General features: G+C 66.6%; 13 protein-coding genes and 3 pseudogenes. 8 read left to right on the forward strand and 8 right to left on the reverse strand.

What is annotated here, in order from left to right; genetic code table 11:
• Positions 1-124: 124 nt before the first annotated feature.
• Together QP181_RS04950 and QP181_RS04955 are read left to right on the forward strand one after the other, a co-directional pair.
• The gene (locus QP181_RS04950; RefSeq protein ID WP_333927823.1) at positions 125-2272 is read left to right on the forward strand and encodes a TonB-dependent receptor; all 2148 of its coding nucleotides are present in this window, start codon (positions 125-127) and stop codon (positions 2270-2272) included.
• Between the two features lies 1 nt (position 2273).
• Complete coding sequence (locus QP181_RS04955; protein ID WP_333927824.1) at positions 2274-3344, forward strand: PepSY-associated TM helix domain-containing protein; 1071 nt, start codon at positions 2274-2276, stop codon at positions 3342-3344.
• Here QP181_RS04955 and QP181_RS04960 read toward each other — a convergent pair.
• The gene (locus QP181_RS04960; protein ID WP_333927825.1) at positions 3304-4389 is read right to left on the reverse strand and encodes a glycosyltransferase; all 1086 of its coding nucleotides are present in this window, start codon (positions 4387-4389) and stop codon (positions 3304-3306) included. The two genes, QP181_RS04955 and QP181_RS04960, sit on opposite strands and share 41 nt — an antisense overlap.
• Complete coding sequence (locus QP181_RS04965; protein WP_333927826.1) at positions 4386-5315, reverse strand: galactosyltransferase-related protein; 930 nt, start codon at positions 5313-5315, stop codon at positions 4386-4388. Before QP181_RS04965 ends, QP181_RS04960 begins: the two co-directional genes overlap by 4 nt.
• Before the next feature lie 239 nt (positions 5316-5554).
• Between QP181_RS04965 and QP181_RS04970 the strand changes: the two genes are divergently transcribed.
• Complete coding sequence (locus tag QP181_RS04970) at positions 5555-5683, forward strand: hypothetical protein (protein WP_333927827.1); 129 nt, start codon at positions 5555-5557, stop codon at positions 5681-5683.
• Here QP181_RS04970 and QP181_RS04975 read toward each other — a convergent pair.
• The 6 genes and pseudogenes from QP181_RS04975 to QP181_RS05000 all read right to left on the reverse strand — a co-directional run.
• Positions 5680-5964 carry a hypothetical protein gene (locus QP181_RS04975; RefSeq protein WP_333927828.1) on the reverse strand — a complete coding sequence of 95 codons (285 nt, stop codon included), beginning with the start codon at positions 5962-5964 and terminating at the stop codon, positions 5680-5682. The two genes, QP181_RS04970 and QP181_RS04975, sit on opposite strands and share 4 nt — an antisense overlap.
• On the reverse strand, positions 5961-6500 hold the full coding sequence (locus QP181_RS04980; protein WP_333927829.1) for a metallophosphoesterase family protein: 540 nt from the start codon (positions 6498-6500) through the stop codon (positions 5961-5963). Before QP181_RS04980 ends, QP181_RS04975 begins: the two co-directional genes overlap by 4 nt.
• A gap of 7 nt (positions 6501-6507) precedes the next feature.
• The gene (locus QP181_RS04985) at positions 6508-7338 is read right to left on the reverse strand and encodes an aldo/keto reductase (RefSeq protein WP_333927830.1); all 831 of its coding nucleotides are present in this window, start codon (positions 7336-7338) and stop codon (positions 6508-6510) included.
• 127 nt (positions 7339-7465) lie between these two features.
• Positions 7466-9802: a GH92 family glycosyl hydrolase gene (locus QP181_RS04990; protein WP_333927831.1), complete on the reverse strand. Its 2337-nt coding sequence runs from the start codon at positions 9800-9802 to the stop codon at positions 7466-7468.
• Between the two features lie 84 nt (positions 9803-9886).
• Positions 9887-10576 (reverse strand): substrate-binding domain-containing protein, encoded by a 690-nt coding sequence (locus tag QP181_RS04995; RefSeq protein ID WP_333929556.1) that lies wholly within the window; start codon positions 10574-10576, stop codon positions 9887-9889.
• 11 nt (positions 10577-10587) lie between these two features.
• Positions 10588-10893 (reverse strand): annotated as a pseudogene (locus QP181_RS05000) (LacI family DNA-binding transcriptional regulator); the annotation flags it as partial.
• Positions 10894-11018: 125 nt separating this feature from the next.
• On the opposite strand from QP181_RS05000, the gene QP181_RS05005 reads away from it, so the two are divergent.
• The 5 genes and pseudogenes from QP181_RS05005 to QP181_RS05025 all read left to right on the forward strand — a co-directional run bounded on the left by QP181_RS05005 (position 11019) and on the right by QP181_RS05025 (position 15774).
• The gene (locus tag QP181_RS05005) at positions 11019-12257 is read left to right on the forward strand and encodes an MFS transporter (protein ID WP_333927832.1); all 1239 of its coding nucleotides are present in this window, start codon (positions 11019-11021) and stop codon (positions 12255-12257) included.
• Positions 12254-13316 (forward strand): annotated as a pseudogene (locus QP181_RS05010) (sugar phosphate isomerase/epimerase family protein). Before QP181_RS05005 ends, QP181_RS05010 begins: the two are co-directional and overlap by 4 nt.
• Positions 13313-14455 (forward strand): annotated as a pseudogene (locus tag QP181_RS05015) (Gfo/Idh/MocA family protein). Before QP181_RS05010 ends, QP181_RS05015 begins: the two co-directional pseudogenes overlap by 4 nt.
• The gene (locus QP181_RS05020; RefSeq protein WP_333927833.1) at positions 14452-14838 is read left to right on the forward strand and encodes a c-type cytochrome; all 387 of its coding nucleotides are present in this window, start codon (positions 14452-14454) and stop codon (positions 14836-14838) included. The pseudogene QP181_RS05015 and the gene QP181_RS05020 overlap by 4 nt, the downstream one beginning before the upstream one ends.
• Before the next feature lie 186 nt (positions 14839-15024).
• Positions 15025-15774 (forward strand): hydroxypyruvate isomerase family protein, encoded by a 750-nt coding sequence (locus tag QP181_RS05025; protein ID WP_443027576.1) that lies wholly within the window; start codon positions 15025-15027, stop codon positions 15772-15774.
• The last annotated feature ends 17 nt before the right edge of the window (positions 15775-15791 follow it).

Genomic DNA, 15791 nt, shown 5'->3' on the forward strand with positions numbered 1-15791 from the left:
CGACCACGAGCGACAGCGCCAGCTGGCGCCAAAGACAAATTACTGCGCTCCTTAAACGTCAAGTGCGAACGATTTGCATTAGCGTTCCAGTCCGGCTAGGGGGCACCCGCAATCGGGGGACATCATGCGGTACGGACTTCTCGGGATATTGACGCTGCCGATCATCGGCACGACGGCGCCGGTGGCGGCGCAGGTCGCTACGGTTTCGGCGCCTGGCGATACCGAGGATCAACCCTCACCGGACATCATCGTCAGTGCGACACGCAGCATCCTGCCGCCCAATGCGCTGCCGTTGACGATCGACGTGATCGACCGAGCGGCGCTCGATCAGCAGGTCGCGATCGGCGGCTCGGTGGTCGATGCGGTCTCGAACCTGACGCCCTCCTTCTCGCCGACGCGACAGAAGCTGTCGGGCGCGGGCGAGACGTTGCGCGGGCGCTCACCGCTCTATGCGATCAACGGCATCCCGCAGTCGACGCCGCTGCGCGATGGATCGCGCGACGGCTTCACGATCGATCCGTTCTTCATCGACCGGGTTGAGCTGATCTACGGCTCGAACGCGTTGCAGGGGATCGGCGGCACCGGCGGGATCGTCAACCAGGTGACCGTGCAACCGCCACGCACCGAAGGGCTGTCGGGCCGCGCGCTGGTGCAGGGGACGACCGATACCGGCTTCAGCGGCGACGGCAAGGGCGGCAAGGTCGCCGGGCTGCTCGCGTGGAAGTCAGGACGCTTCGACGTGATGGCGGGCGGGGCCTACGACAAGCGCGGCGCGTTCTACGACGGTCACGGCAACCGCGTCGGCACCGACCTCACGCAGGGCGAGACGCAGGATTCGCGCAGCTGGTCGGTCTTCGCACGCGCCGGCTATGCGCTCACCGATACCGCGCGGATCGACCTGATCGCCAATCGCTTCGAGCTGAAGGGCGGCGGCAATTACATCGCCAGCAACGGTGATTTCCGCACGAACCTGCCGACGACGTCGGTGCGCGGCACGCCGCCGGGCGATCCCGCCGAGAACCGGACCGAGAGCATTGCGCTGTCGCTCACCGATCCCGATCTCTGGGGCGGCAATCTCGTGACCCAGGTCTTCTTCAACCGGTCGCGCGACACGTTCGGTGGCGAAGTGGCGCCGATCGCGACGTTCCAGGACGTGCGGCTCGCGCCGATCGGTACGCTGTTCGACCAGTCGCAGAATCGTTCGCGCAAATATGGTGGCAAGTTCAGTTACGAGCGCGCCGTCCCCGGCTTCGAGGCGCTGACCGCAACGCTCGGCTTCGACGCGCTGTACGATCGCACCGAACAACGCCTGATCGCGACCGACCGCGTCTGGGTGCCACCCGCGGACTTCCGCAGCCTCGCACCGTTCGGGCAGGTCAATCTCGCGCTGTTCGACAAGGTCGTCCGGATCGCGGGCGGCGCGCGCTACGAGAACGTCAAGATCGTCATCGACGACTACACGACGCTCGCCTCCTACGGCAGCCATGCAGTCGCAGGGGGTAGCCCGAGCTTCAGCAAGGCGCTGTTCAACGGCGGCGTCATCGTCGAGCCGATCCCCGGCATCCGCGCCTATGGCAGCTATGCGCAAGGGTTTACCGTGCCCGATGTCGGCCGCATCTCACGCGCGATCAACCGCGATGGCGTCGATCTCGACCGCTATGTCGACATCGCGCCGATCGTGTCGAACAACCGCGAACTCGGCGTCGAGGTGAAGCGCGGGCCGATGAACGCGAGCGCGACCTATTTCTGGTCGACCAGCACGCGCGGACAGGTTCTGGTGTTCACCGGCGGCGCGTATGAAGCGCAACGCCAGCGTGTCGAGATCCAGGGTATCGAGGTGAATCTGGAGGCGCGGATGCCGCTACCGGGGCTGACGCTGTCGACCGGGTTTGCGCATCTGGTCGGGCGGACGGACTCGAACGACGACGGCGCTGTGGATATCGATCTCGACGGCGCGAACATCTCGCCCGATCGGCTGAACCTCGCCGCCAGCTATGTCCGCGGCAAGGTGTCCGCTCGCGTCCAGCAACAATTCTACCTGGCGCGCAAATATGCCGGGCTGCCCGCCGCCAATGACTTCAGCGGCTACAATGTCACCGATGCGTCGATACGCTACGCGTTGCCGATCGGCGCGCTGACGTTGAGCGCGCAGAACATCTTCGACCAGTTCTACATCGATTATTACAGCGACACGGTGCGGCCGACCGACAACGCGCATTTCTTCTCCGGGCGCGGCCGCAATTTCACGCTCGGCTGGGACGTCAGGTTCTAGCATGGCGCTGCTCGATACGTTGCACCGCTGGACCGGCGGGTTTCTCGGACTGGTGCTCGCGATCCTCGGGCTGACCGGCGCGATCCTCGTTCACCGCGATGCGTGGATCATGGTGCCCCACGCCGGTGACGCGCAGATCCAGGATACGCGCCTGCTTGCCGCGACCACCGAGCGGTTGATGGCGAACCCCGCGACCCGGCCGCAGAGCATCACGTTCGCCAACGCCAATCTCGGCGTGGACCGGCTCGATTTCGGCAAGGGGGCAGGCGCCTATACCGACCAGGCCGGCACGATCGTCAGCCAGTGGCAGAGCCAATGGGCGCGGCCCGAATTATGGCTGTTCGACCTGCACCATCACCTCTTTTCAGGCGACACGGGCGAGACGATCATCGGTATCGCAGGTGTGGCGGGGCTGTTCTTCGTGATCACCGGCACGATCCTGTGGTGGCGGACGCGCAAGACGTTTGCGGTCCGGTTGCTGCCCAAGCGGCTCAGTCGTCCGGCGATCGTCCGGCATCACCGCGATCTGGGGATCGTCGCGGCGCCGCTGTTGGTGCTGTCGCTGCTGACCGGCGCGACATTGGTGTTCCGCCCGCTGACCGCGGTGTTCCTCGGGCCCGCCGCACCCGCGACGATCGACGCGGCGCTGAAGCCGCCGACCGGTGCCAAGGTCGCGCTCGCCGACCACCTCGATTGGCGGGGCATGATCATCGCCGCGCGGACCCGCTTTCCCGACGCCGAACTGCGTAGCCTGTCGCTTCCGCGCAACGGCAGCGGCGTCGTCACGCTGCGCATGAAGCGACCGGCGGAATGGCTCCCGAACGGCCGCACGACATTGTGGTTCGCCGCCGATGACGGCCATCTGCTGGCGGCACGCGACGCCGCGTCGCTCTCGCGCGTGGTCGCGGCCTACAACATCCTGTACCCGCTTCATGCGGCGAAGGTCGGCGGTCTCGGCTACCGCCTCGTGATGACGCTGTCGGGGCTCGTGCTCGGCCTGCTCGGAACGCTCAGCGTCTGGAGCTTCTGGTTCAAGCGGCCGCGCCGGTCGTCGATGCGGCCGCGCCGCTGAGGGCGGCTCGGTACAAGGCTTCGCAGCGGTCCAGCCAGCGGTCGCGCGTGAACGCCGCCTCGACCCGCTCGCGTTGCGGCGCGCGGGGTGCGTCGAGCGCAGCGACGATCGCGCGGGCCAGCGCCGCGACATCGCCCGCGGGCGCGAACGCTCCGGTTTCGCCGATGATCTCGCGGACCGCACCGGAATCGAACGCCGCGACCGGCAGGCCGCACGCCATCGCCTCGACCGCGACCAGCCCGAACGGCTCATCCCAGCACGGCGTGAAGACGAAGACGGAAGCCCGTCCCAGCTCGGTCGCCAGCGCCGCGCCGCTAAGATGTCCGCCGTAGCGCGCGTCGCCGTCGAGCAACGGCACCACCGCAGCATCCCAATAGTCGCGATCCTCGATCGGTCCGAACAGCGTCAGCGGGACGCCTGCGATCCGCGCCGCCTGGACCGCGAGGTGTGGTGCCTTGTCGGGCGTCATCCTGCCGCACCAGACCGCACTGCCGTCGCCCTGCGCGACGAACGGCCATGCGTGGGGATCGATGCCGTTGTGCAGCACCGAGGCTTCGCGCGGGGGCCCCTCCGGCCACCAGGCAGCGAGCTGGCGGGCCGAGGTCGCGGTCAGCCGGTGCGTCGGTCCCACGCTCGCCTGCACGAACCAGCGCAGCGCATCGTAAGGCGGCACGTGCAGCGACGTGACCGTCGGCACCATAGCGGTCCGCGCCGGCTCGAGCGGAAACCGGTGCAGGCTGTTGTTGTGCACCACGTCGAAGCCACCGGCGGCGATCCGGTCGCAGGCGGCCGCATACCCCTTATCGAGATGCGCGATCAGCGCTGCGACGCCGCGATGCTCGGCGCCGGGAAAGCTCCGCTCGTAGGCCTCCGGGATCACCGCATCGAGCGCAAACCGCGGGTCGCTGTCACCCGATGCGAATAGCACCACGTCATGGCCGCGTGCCTGCAATCCCGCCGCCAGCTGCCAGCACTGCGATTCCATCCCGCCGGCAAAGGGCTGGGCGATCGGCTGCCGAACATGGCACAGGACGGCGATCCTCATTCGGCCGCCTCGGCGCTCTCGCTCGCCGCCAGCCGGTCTTCCAGCAGGCGGATCACGACCGCGGTATTGGCATAGGGCTGGTGGCTCTGCTGTCCGGTCAGCGCGAGATCGGCGGCATCGGGGCGTCGCAGGATCCGGATCGGCCGGCCCGGGGTCGGATCGATCAGCCCCATCAGCCGGAACGCCTGGAGCCAATGCCCCATCGTCCGATACCCCCATTTGGTCTCGAACAGCTCAGCGTTGCGCACCACGCTGTCGAGATGATGCACCGGGGGCATGTGGTGCGGATGATATTGGTGATACGCCAGACCGCCCTTGATCCAGGCGATCGGGATGCCCGCCTCGTCGAGCGCCTTGCCGAAATCGGTATCCTCGCCGCCATAGCCGACATAGCGTTCGTCGAAGCCGCCAAGGCCGAGGAACGTCGCCCGCCGCATCGCGAAATTGAGCGACCAGAAACAGCGATAATCGGTGCAGATCTCGATCCCCTGCGGCGGCGGGCCGCGACGATCCGAATGCTTAACCGCAATCTCCGCGAACCGCTCATACGACCAGTCGCCCGCGGTCGCGCCACCCGGCAGGTACAGGACCTCACCCATCAACAGACCGTCGAAGCTATCGAGGAACCCGGCATAATCCGCCAGCAGGCTCGGCGTCGGAATGCAATCCATGTCGAGAAAGACGATCGCCTCGCCGGTCGCTGCCCGCGCCGCGACGTTGCGCGCGGAGGCAAGCGGCAACGCGTCGGCGACGATCAGCATCTGGCGGATCGGGAACGGCGCCTCGGGCAGGTCGTACAGATCGTCTTGCATCACCGCGACGATCAGCTCGACCGGCATCAGCGTTTGTCGCATGAGTCCGCGGACCACGTTGACGAGATGATCGGGACGCCCCTTGCCCAGGGTGACGACGGAAACTTCGGTCATGATGATAGCTCTGCGTGAAGGGGAAGGGTGCAAAAGGGCAGGCGTGGCAGGCGGTCCGCTCGGTCAGCGGTGCGCGGTCTGGGGATTGGGGGCGATCATCGCGGGCACGGCGGCAATCCGGTCGTCGCACTCGGCATAAGGCCCGTCTTTCCACGGCAAGCAGTGTAATCCGCACAGGATTGCCGGATTGCGTCGAAAACCGCGATCGCGTCGAGAACCCGGATTGCGTCGAGAACGACGTGAAGGCCGACATGGTTGCCGAGCCAGAACGACCGACGAACAAAATCATCACCCCCGGTTTGGGCGGCCGCATTTTTGCCCCGGATCTTCACACAGCCGACCGGGAGCGCCTGACGTCGCGGCGCTAGAGTCCCGCCTTTTCGAGCCTGGCGGCGATCTCCGGATCGATCGCGACACCCGTTTTCGGCGTCATGCGATTGAGCACCGTGTGGATCCGGCTCTGCGCGACCTGCAACGTCTTGTATCGGACTTCGCGGATCGCATTGGTGCGCCACGACGAGCTTTCCCCCAGCAGCGCCGCCCATTTCGCCTCCTCGCCCGCGAGGATCGACAGCGCCAGCCGCAACCCATCGCGTCGGCCATGGGCATAATCGTGCGATGCCGTCTGGTGTGGCGAAGGTGTCTTCATGCGGTTGCAGTCCCTCGGCGGATGATCGGATCGTGGATTTCGGTACGTGGCGAACGGTCGAGCAGATTGGCAAGCGTTACCGGGCGAAAGCCGCGCGGGTCGACGCCGACATCGAACTGGCGCAGCACCGGTTTGAGCTTGCCGTGGCTATGCCCATGCAGATTGATCGACCGGCGATGCTGCCCGTTCCAGCGGCTGAACGGGTAATGGCACAGCACCAGCGCCGTCCCGTCGAGCGTCAGTTCGGCGTAATCCTGTACGCTGGCCCACCCTTCGGCCGCGCCGGTTGCGGGCGGATCGTTGTTGCCCCGGATCAGATGCTTGGTCCCGTGCAATCGTGCCAGCAGGTCGGATACGTCCGACGGGCGGCGCGCGACATCGCCGAGATGCCACACCGTGTCCGCGGGACCAACGACCGCGTTCCAGCCGGTGACGATCGCGGCGTCCATTTCGGCGACGCTGGCAAACGGACGACGGTTAATATTGAGCGTCCGATGATCGCCGAAATGCGTATCCGCCGTGAAATACACAGTCATCCGACGCTCACAGCATCTCGAGTGGGCGACGCGTCCGTGGCGGTGCGAACGCAGTATCCAGCGCAGCCAAATCGTCCGGCGACAGCCGCAGGTCCGCCGCACCGCGATTGTCCTGCACATGCGCCACCGTGCCGGCCTTCGGAATTGCGATGACGCCGTCACGGTTCAGCACCCAGGCGAGCGCGACCTGCGCCGGGCTCGCGCCGATCGTCCGCGCGATCTGCGCCAATGTCGGATCCGCGATCAACCGGCCCTGCTCGACCGGGCTATAGGCCATCACCGGGATGCCGTGCTCGGCCAGCCACGGCATCAGGTCGAGTTCGGGCCCGCGCCGCGAGAGATTGTAGAGGATCTGGTCGGTCGCACAGCGATCGCCGCCACCCTCGATCAGTTCGGCCATGTCGTCGGTATCGAGATTGCTCACGCCCCAATGGCGGATCTTGCCGTCCGCCTTGAGCGCTTCCATCGCCTCGACCGTCTCGGCGAGCGGCACCGATCCTCGCCAGTGCAGCAGGTACAGGTCGAGCCGGTCGGTCCCCAGCCGCTTGAGGCTCGCTTCGCATGCCGCCGCCAGCCGCTTGCGCGATGCGTTCTGCGGATACGCCTTGCTGACGAGGAACAGGTCGTCACGCACGCTGCCCAGCGCTTCGCCGATCAGCGTCTCGGCTGCGCCATCGCCGTACATTTCCGCGGTGTCGATCAGCGTCATGCCTAGCTCTACGCCGTGGCGCAGCGCGGCGATCTCGTCGGCACGGTGCGCGGCGCGCTCACCCATCATCCAGCTACCCTGGCCAAGCGCCGGTATCGTTTCTCCGCCTGGAAGCGTCACGCTCTTCATGGTCTGTCTCTCGCGGTATCGGTTCCAGAGGATAACGCGGAGGGCGCCGTTCGGGCGCATCGCTCCGCCCGGTCTCCGCGATGTCGACCCGCTCCGTTATAGGACGGACGCAGATCAGCGGGGCAGATCAGTGGGGCAGGGCGGCAGTCGAGGACGAAAACGGCCGGGCCTTCGCACCCTTGCCCCAGGCCTTGTTCGGCTGCGCGCCCATTACGAACCGCAATTCGCCACCCTGGCGAATCTCGTCGTCGCGCACATAGCTGCGGGTGAGGGGCGTGCCGTTGAGCGTCACCGACCGGATATACGGGTTCGCATCCGACAGATTGTCCGTCCGGATCGCGAACTGCTTGCCGCCGGGGAGCGCGAGCGCCGCCTGCGACAGGAACGGGCGGCCGATGACATATTCGTTCGACCCCGGCGCGACCGGATAAAAGCCGAGCGCCGTGAACACCAGCCATGCGGACATCTGGCCGAGATCGTCGTTACCGCTCAGCCCATCGGGCTTGGCACCATATTGGCTGGCGACGATCTGCCCGAGCCGCTCCTGCGTCCGCCACGGTGCGCCGGCGTAACTGTAGAGATAGGCGACGTGATGGCTCGGTTCGTTGCCGTGGATATATTGGCCGATCAGCCCGGCGATATCCTCCGCATGGCTGTAATCGACCTTCGAATTGTCGAAATCGAACATCGCGTCGAGCTTCTTCACGGTCTTCGCATCGCCGCCGAGCAGCCGGAACAGGCCCGCCTGATCCTGCGGCACGAACCAGCTATATTGCCACGCATTGCCCTCGGTATAATCGGAGCCATAGTTGATCGCGGTCGGATCGAAGGGCGTGCGGAACGCGCCGTTCGCAAGCCGTGCACGCAGCCAGCCGGACTTCGCGTCGAAGCTGTTGCGCCAGTTGCCCGCGCGCTTCTCGAACCGTTCGGCGATGGCGGTCTTGCCCATCCGCCGCGCCATCCGCGCGATGGTCCAGTCGTCATAGGCATATTCGACGGTCTTCGAGGCCGCCTCCGGCTCTTTGTCGATCGGCACGTAGCCGCGCTGGATATACTCGCCGAGCCCGCCATAGGAGGCGCGATCGGCGCTCGCGACCATCGCCTGCAACGCGGCCTCGGCGTCGAAGCCGCGAATGCCCTTCATATACGCGTCGGCGATGACGGGGACGGCGTGATAACCAATCATCGTCCACGTCTCGCGCCCGGCGAACTGCCAGACCGGCAGGATTCCGTCGGGGCTATGCTGCTGGCTGGCGATCAGCGAGCGGACGATATCGGTGTTGGTCTTCTCCGGCTGGATCAGCGTCAGCAGCGGATGTTCGGCGCGGAACGTGTCCCATAGCGAAAAGGTCGAGCGGACCGTGAAGCCGTCGGCCTGATGAACCTGATCGTCGGGCCCGCGATACCGCCCGTCGCTGTCGCTCCAGACGCTGGGGGCGAGCAGGCTGTGGTAGAGCGCGGTCGCGAAGATCCGGCGCATCGGTGCCGCAGCCTCGAACTTGACCGCGCCCAGCGCCGTATCCCACTCGCCCTGCGTCCTGCTGCGGACCGCGTCGAAGCCGCCGGGTTCGCTGTCGAGATTGGCGAGGGCCCCGGCTTCGTCGACCCCCGATATCCCGACCCTCACTTCCAGTGGCGCATCGAGCGGGCCGAAATCGAGCCGCGCCTCCAGCGCCCGACCCAGCTTCTCTGCGAGCGCATCGCTGCCGCGGCCCGGACCCTGGAATCCCTTGTACGCGATGTCCTTGTCGCGATCGACCAGCGCATGACCCACCAGCGGCGCGGAAAACCGCATCGCAAAGTAGAGCTTGCGCCCGGGCGCCCAGCCGCGCGTCTCGCGGAAGCCGGTGAGTACGCCGTCGTCGCGCAGGTGCAGCCCCGACCACAGGATCTTGCCGGGGTAATTATAAAGCGACGATCGAAGGTCGACGACAAGGTGCGCGGCCTTGCCCTTGGGAAAACTATAGCGATGCACGCCGATCCGCGTGCCCGCCGTCATTTCCGCACGCACGCCAGGACCATCCAGCGTGACCGCGTAATAGCCCGGCTTGGCGACCTCGGTGGCATGCGAAAAGCGCGAGCGATAACCGGGCGCGACGAGCGTGCCGGGGTCCATCGGCACGGTGTCGCCCGACACCGGCATGACGAGGATATCGCCGAGATCGGAATGCCCTGCGCCCGAGAAATGCGTGTGGCTGAACCCCTCGATCGTCGGGTCGTCGTAGCGATAGCCGGCGGCGTGGCCGTAGCAGGTGCGGATCACGCAGGAGGTATCGGTATCCGGCGACAACTGCACCATGCCGAACGGCGCGACCGCCCCCGGGAACGTGTGCCCTTCGCCGCCGGTGCCGATGAACGGATCGACCGCATCGCTCGGCGTGGCCGCGTCCTGGGCATTGGCGCTGGTGGAGAAAAACAAACCCAGCAAGGCGCCCGCAAGGCGTGATCGCTTGAAAACCGACATCGAGATCGCCCGTATGGAGGAAGAGATTGCCGCGGAATATTGCAGGCGATCGTCGATCTGAGAAGCGCCGCCCGATTTAATCGGTCAGCGAGCCGAAGCTGGCTGTGCAGTACTGCCGCGAACGATGAGTTCGTGATCCAGCGTGACCTGTCGCGACGGGCTGTCTACGCCGCGCAGGATATCGACGAGCAACTCGACGGTGCGGCGGCCGATCATCGCCTTCGGCTGCGCGATCGTCGTCAATGGCGGCTGAAAATAGCGCGCGAGCGGGAGGTCGTCGAAACCGATCACCGAGACGTCTTTCGGGCACGATAGTCCCGCGTCGCCGATCGCGCTGAGCGCGCCCATCGCCATCTCGTCGCTGAAGCAGAAGATCGCAGTGACGTCCTGGGCGAGCAGGTCGCGGGTCTGGTCGACGGCCGGGCCGGCCGAATAGTCGCCGACGCGGATGTGCAGGCTGTCGCGAAGGCCCGCGCGGGTCGCGGCGTCGATCGCGCCGGCGAGACGATCGCGGCTGATCGGGCTGATCTCCGGGCCGGTGACGACGCCGATCCTGCGGTGGCCGAGGCCGACGAGATGCTCGATCGCATCGGCGCTCGCTGCGGCATTGTCGATGTGGACGCTCGGGACACCCAGATCGGAGCTGTATTCACAGCCATTGACGATCGGCGCGGCAGCCCTTTGCGCGCCATCAGCGGGGCGAGGCTGGTTGGCAGGCGGTGGCCAAGGAAGATCAGCCCGTCGACCTCGCGGCGGGAGAGCATGTCGGCATATTGGTCTTCAACGTCCGGATCGTGCCGCGTGTCGCCGACCACGACCGAGTAACCGGCGTCTCGTGCGGCTTCTTCGGCGCCGCGAATGACGCTGGCGAAGAACGCGTTGGAGATATCGGGGACGGTCAGCAGGATCTTCGCCGCGCGCAACGTCCGCAGGCTCCGCGCGGCGACGTTGGGCGCGTAGCCGGACTCGCGAACGACCGCCAGCACCCGCCGTCGCGTGTCCTCGGACACCTGTTCGGGGCGGCTGAGAACGCGCGAAACCGTGGCGGTCGAGACGCCTGCGAGAGCGGCCACTTCGATGATCGTCGGCATAGGGTCGTCATGGATCCGGTCGTCGACACTGTCGATATATATCCGATGTAATCCTTTACATTCGTTTCGCGGCTCCGTAGCTTCCGGGTCGACAAGCAGGAAAACTGCGATCGGAGAGGTAGCGAATGGCGCGTGCAGACACTGGGCCCCAGGCCACGCAGGGCGGCCTGCTAACCGGCCGCCTGAGCGCCATGATGTTTATGCAATTCTTCGTATGGGGCGCCTGGACCGTAACCCTCGGCCTCGTCATGCAGACGGTCGGGATCGGCAACCTCATCGGCAACGCGTTCTCGGTCGGGCCGATCGCGTCGATCGTGGGCTCGTTCCTGCTCGGCATGGCTGCGGCACGCTACGTCAGCCCGCGGATGCTGATGGTGATCCTGCACTTGGTCGGCGGCGTGCTGTTGTTTGTGCTCCCATCGCTGGTGACCCCGGAGAACGGCCAGACCTTCGTCTGGCTGCTGCTCTGCTACATGATCCTCTACATGCCGACGGTCGGCCTCGCCAACACGATCGCGCTGAAGAGCTTCGGCGAGCGGACAGACAAATTCCCGTTCGTCCGCGCGTTCGGGACGCTGGGCTGGATCACCGCCGGCCTGATCATCGGCTGGGCGGGGCTGTCTGCGAGCCCGGAGATCTTCCGCGTCGCCGCGGTCGTCTCGATCGCGCTGGGGCTCTACAGCTTCACGCTGCCGAACGTCACCGCGGACGCGCCGCGCGACGAGAGCGTCCTCCGCCAGGTGTTCTGCGTCGAGGCGTTCGGGCTGCTGAAACAGCGCTCGTTCCTGATCTTCATGACCTGCGCGACGCTGATCTCGATCCCGCTCGCGATGTATTACGCCTATGCCTCGCCCTATGTTGGCGCGACCGGGATCAGCAATGTCGGCGGCACGCTCGCGATCGGGCAGATGTCCGAGCTGGTCTTCATGTTCTCGATGCCGTGGCTGTACCGCCGGTTCGGGGTGAAGCCGCTGCTGCTGGTAGGCATGGCCGCATGGGCGTTGCGCTATGCTCTGTTCGCGATCGGCGACGGCGGCTCTTCGATCTGGGCAGTCTATCTCGGCGTCGCGCTGCACGGCGTGTGCTACGACTTCTTCTTCGTCGCAGGTGCGATCTACACCGGTACGATCGCCACGCCGAAGGGCGTCAACGCGCAGGCGCAGGGTATGCTGACGCTGTTCACCTACGGCGTCGGGATGCTGCTCGGGTCGCAGATCGGCGCGCTGCTGTACGCGCAGCTGCCCGCGTCGCCGACCATAGCCGACTGGCAGCACATGTGGTGGTATCCCGCGATCGCCGCGGCGGTGATCGCGCTGCTGTTCCAGTTCACCTTCCGCGACGACACCAGAAAGAGTGCAGCATGACCGGCATGAAGGGCCCCGGGATATTCCTCGCCCAGTTCCTCGGCGACGCAGCCCCGTTCAACACGCTCGACGGGCTGGCGGAGTGGGCGGCCAGCCTCGGGTACGTCGGCGTCCAGATCCCCTGCAACGCGCAACTGATCGACCTGAAGCTCGCCGCCGAGAGTAAGGCGTACTGCGACGATCTTCGCGGTAGCATTGCCAAGCACGGCATCGAGGTCACCGAATTGTCGACGCACCTGCAAGGGCAGTTGGTCGCGGTGCATCCGGCGTACGAGACGCTGTTCGACGGCTTCGCGCCGCCCGAAGTTCATGGCAAGCCTGCCGAGCGCCAGCTTTGGGCGGTCGAGCAGGTCAAGCTCGCCGCGCGCCAGCGCAAATCTCGGCCTGTCCGCGCACGCCACCTTCTCCGGCGCACTGGCTTGGCCGTACGTGTATCCGTGGCCGCAACGTCCCGCCGGGCTGATCGAGGAGGCTTTTGCCGAACTCGCTCGCCGGTGGGTTCCGATCCTCGACGTTTTCGAGGAGGCCGGTGTCGACTGCGCATTCGAGGTGCATCCCGGCGAGGACGTCCACGACGGCGCGACCTGGGAACGCTTCCTCGCCGCGGTCGACAATCATCCGCGCGCGCGCCTGCTGTTCGATCCGTCGCATTTCGTGTTGCAGCAGCTCGATTATCTCGACTTCATCGACCGCTATCACGACCGGATCTCGTGCTTCCACGTCAAGGATGCCGAATTCAACCCGACCGGCCGAACCGGCGTGTACGGCGGCTACGAGAACTGGGTCGACCGCGCCGGCCGTTTCCGCTCGCTCGGCGACGGGCAGGTCGATTTCTCCGGCATCTTCAGCAAGATGGCGCAGTACGGTTATGACGGCTGGGCGGTGCTCGAATGGGAGTGCGCGCTGAAACGGTCCGACGACGGCGCCCGCGAAGGCGCGCCGTTCATCCGCGACCACATGATCCGCCTGACCGAACGCCCGTTCGACGACTTTGCCGCCAGCGGCATCGATCGCGCCGCGATCCGCAAGCTGCTCGGACTGTCCGAGGGGCAGGCATGAGCCGGCTTCGTCTCGGCATGGTCGGCGGCGGGGAGGGGCCTTTATCGGCGCCGTCCACCGGATGGCGGCGGCGCTTGATGGCGATTGGGACCTCGTTGCGGGCGCGTTCAGCACCGATGGTGGGCGCAACACGCGCACCGGCGCGCTGCTCGGTCTGGATCCCCAGCGGGTCTACCCGACGCTCGATGCACTGATCGCGCACGAGATTACGCTGCCCGCGGACCAGCGCATCGACGCGCTCGCGGTCGTTACGCCGAACCATCTCCACGCACCGATGGCGATCGCCGCGCTGGACGCCGGCTTCCACGTATTCTGCGAAAAGCCGATGGCGATGAGCGTGGTCGAGGCCGAGGCGATTGCCGCCGCCGCCAAGGCCAGCGGCCGCCACTTCGCACTGGCCTTCACATACAGCGGCTATCCGCTGATCGACGAGGCGCGCGCGGGTCGAACGCGGCGATTTCGGCGCGATCCGCCTGGTCCAGGTCGAATATCTGCAAGGCTGGCTCAGCCAGCCGATCGACACCGACGGCAACAAGCAGGCGGAGTGGCGCACCGATCCCGCCCGCGCCGGGCTCGGCGGCTGCCTCGGCGACATCGGCACGCATGCGTTCCAGCTCGCCGAGCATGTGTCCGGCCTGTCGGTGCAATCGGTCTCGGCAGACCTCACGACGCATGTCAAAGGCCGGCGGCTCGACGACGACGTCAGCGCACTGCTCCGGTTCGAGGGCGGCGCCCGCGGCACGCTCAAGGCGACCCAGGTCGCGGCGGGCGAGGAGAACGGGCTTCGACTGCGCGTCCACGGCGAACGCGGCGGGCTCGACTGGTCGCAGATGGAGCCCAACACGCTGACGCTGCGCTGGCTCGACCGCCCCGCGGAGAGCGTGCGGACCGGCGGTCCGGGCATGCTCGACGCCACCGCGACGCTGGTGCGTACACCCGCGGGTCATCCCGAGGGCTATATCGAGGCTTTCGGCAATCTTTACCGCGCGTTCGCCTCGGCGATCCGCGGCTATCAAGACGGCCGCTGGTTTCCGGGCGTGACCGATGGCCTGCGCACGATGCGCTTCATTGAGGCGGTGATCGCCAACGCCGGCGCGGACCACAAATGGACTTCAGTAAATCCGGGAGAGAATGAATGAAGCTGCTCATGGCTTTGGTAGCAGGAAGTATCGCGGCAGTTGCGGCGGTCACGGTGTCAGCACCGACCACCGCGCAATCCACCGCGACGGCACCGCCGGCCTTCGCCGCCTGCCGCGCCTGCCACACCGTCGTGAATGGCGGCAAGAACGGCATCGGTCCGAACCTGTACGGCGTGGTCGGCCGTGCCGCCGCCGCGACGCCCGGCTTCAACTACTCGCCGGCGATGAAGGCATCGAAGCTGCGCTGGGACGAGAAGACGCTGAACGAATATCTGACCGCGCCGCAGAAGAAAGTGCCGGGCACGCGCATGCCGATCGCCACCCCCGATGCCGCCAAGCGCGCGGCGATCATCGCGTATCTCAAGGCCGAGGGCTCGAAATGATGGTAATGGTCGCGTGACGCTCTCCCGCCGAAATCTGCTCGGTGCTGGGCTCGCGGCCGGCGCCGCCGCTTCGCTGGTGCCAGGCATGGCCGGGGGCAACGCCGCAGCTCGAACGCCGCGCGCTTCTCGCTCGGCTACGCGCCGCACGAGGGCAGCTTCGCCAGCCGCGGCGGGCGGATCGAACAGATCGCCTACGCCGCCGATCAGGGCTTCACCGCCTGGGAGGACAACGAGGCGGCGACGCGGTCGGTGGCCGAGCAGGAGCAGATGGCCAAGGCGCTCGCGCAGCGCGGCATGACGATGGGCGTGTTCGTCGCCAGCATGCCCAAATGGTCGAAGTCTAGGCCCTTGCTCGGGGCGATCGACGGTGCCGAGCGCGAGGCGTTCCTCGCCGACATCCGCGCCTCGCTCGACGTCGCCAAGCGGCTGAACGCGAAGCGGATGACCGTCGTCACCGGCTTCATGGACCCGAAGGTGCCGGTGGATATCCAGACCGCGCGCGTCATCGACGTGATGCGCCGCGCCGGCGACATCGTCGCGCCATCGGGCGCGGCGATGGTGATGGAACCGCTCAACACGCGGACCAACCATCCCGGGGTCTATATGCAGACGATCTCGCAGGGCTATGCGGTCGCGCGCGGCGCCAACAGCCCGGCGGTCAAGGTGCTCGCGGACCTGTATCACGAGCAGATCCAGTCGGGGAATCTGATCCCGACGCTCGACACCTGCTGGAACGAGATCGGCTATATCCAGTTCGGCGACAATCCGGGCCGCAACGAACCCTCGACCGGCGAGATCAACTTCAAGTCCATCGTGAAGTGGCTGAAGGCCAAACGCTATTCGGGCGTGATCGGGATGGAACACGGCAATTCGATCGCCGGCCGCGCGGGCGAGGATCGCCTGATCGCCGCCTATCGCGAAATCGATGCAGCATGAGGGGGACGGGGATGAGG

The organism is Sphingomonas sp. LR55 (genome assembly GCF_036856015.1).
GTDB lineage: Bacteria > Pseudomonadota > Alphaproteobacteria > Sphingomonadales > Sphingomonadaceae > Sphingomonas.

Bases quoted from the DNA above. Each gene is read 5' to 3' on its own strand.
- QP181_RS04950 (WP_333927823.1), top strand. From the start codon at position 125: ATGCGGTACGGACTTCTCGGGATATTGACGCTGCCGATCATCGGCACG.
- QP181_RS04975 (WP_333927828.1), bottom strand. From the start codon at position 5,964: ATGAAGACACCTTCGCCACACCAGACGGCATCGCACGATTATGCCCAT.
- QP181_RS04965 (WP_333927826.1), bottom strand. From the start codon at position 5,315: ATGACCGAAGTTTCCGTCGTCACCCTGGGCAAGGGGCGTCCCGATCAT.
- QP181_RS04960 (WP_333927825.1), bottom strand. From the start codon at position 4,389: ATGAGGATCGCCGTCCTGTGCCATGTTCGGCAGCCGATCGCCCAGCCC.
- QP181_RS04990 (WP_333927831.1), bottom strand. From the start codon at position 9,802: ATGTCGGTTTTCAAGCGATCACGCCTTGCGGGCGCCTTGCTGGGTTTG.
- QP181_RS04985 (WP_333927830.1), bottom strand. From the start codon at position 7,338: ATGAAGAGCGTGACGCTTCCAGGCGGAGAAACGATACCGGCGCTTGGC.
- QP181_RS04955 (WP_333927824.1), top strand. From the start codon at position 2,274: ATGGCGCTGCTCGATACGTTGCACCGCTGGACCGGCGGGTTTCTCGGA.
- QP181_RS04980 (WP_333927829.1), bottom strand. From the start codon at position 6,500: ATGACTGTGTATTTCACGGCGGATACGCATTTCGGCGATCATCGGACG.
- QP181_RS05005 (WP_333927832.1), top strand. From the start codon at position 11,019: ATGGCGCGTGCAGACACTGGGCCCCAGGCCACGCAGGGCGGCCTGCTA.
- QP181_RS05020 (WP_333927833.1), top strand. From the start codon at position 14,452: ATGAAGCTGCTCATGGCTTTGGTAGCAGGAAGTATCGCGGCAGTTGCG.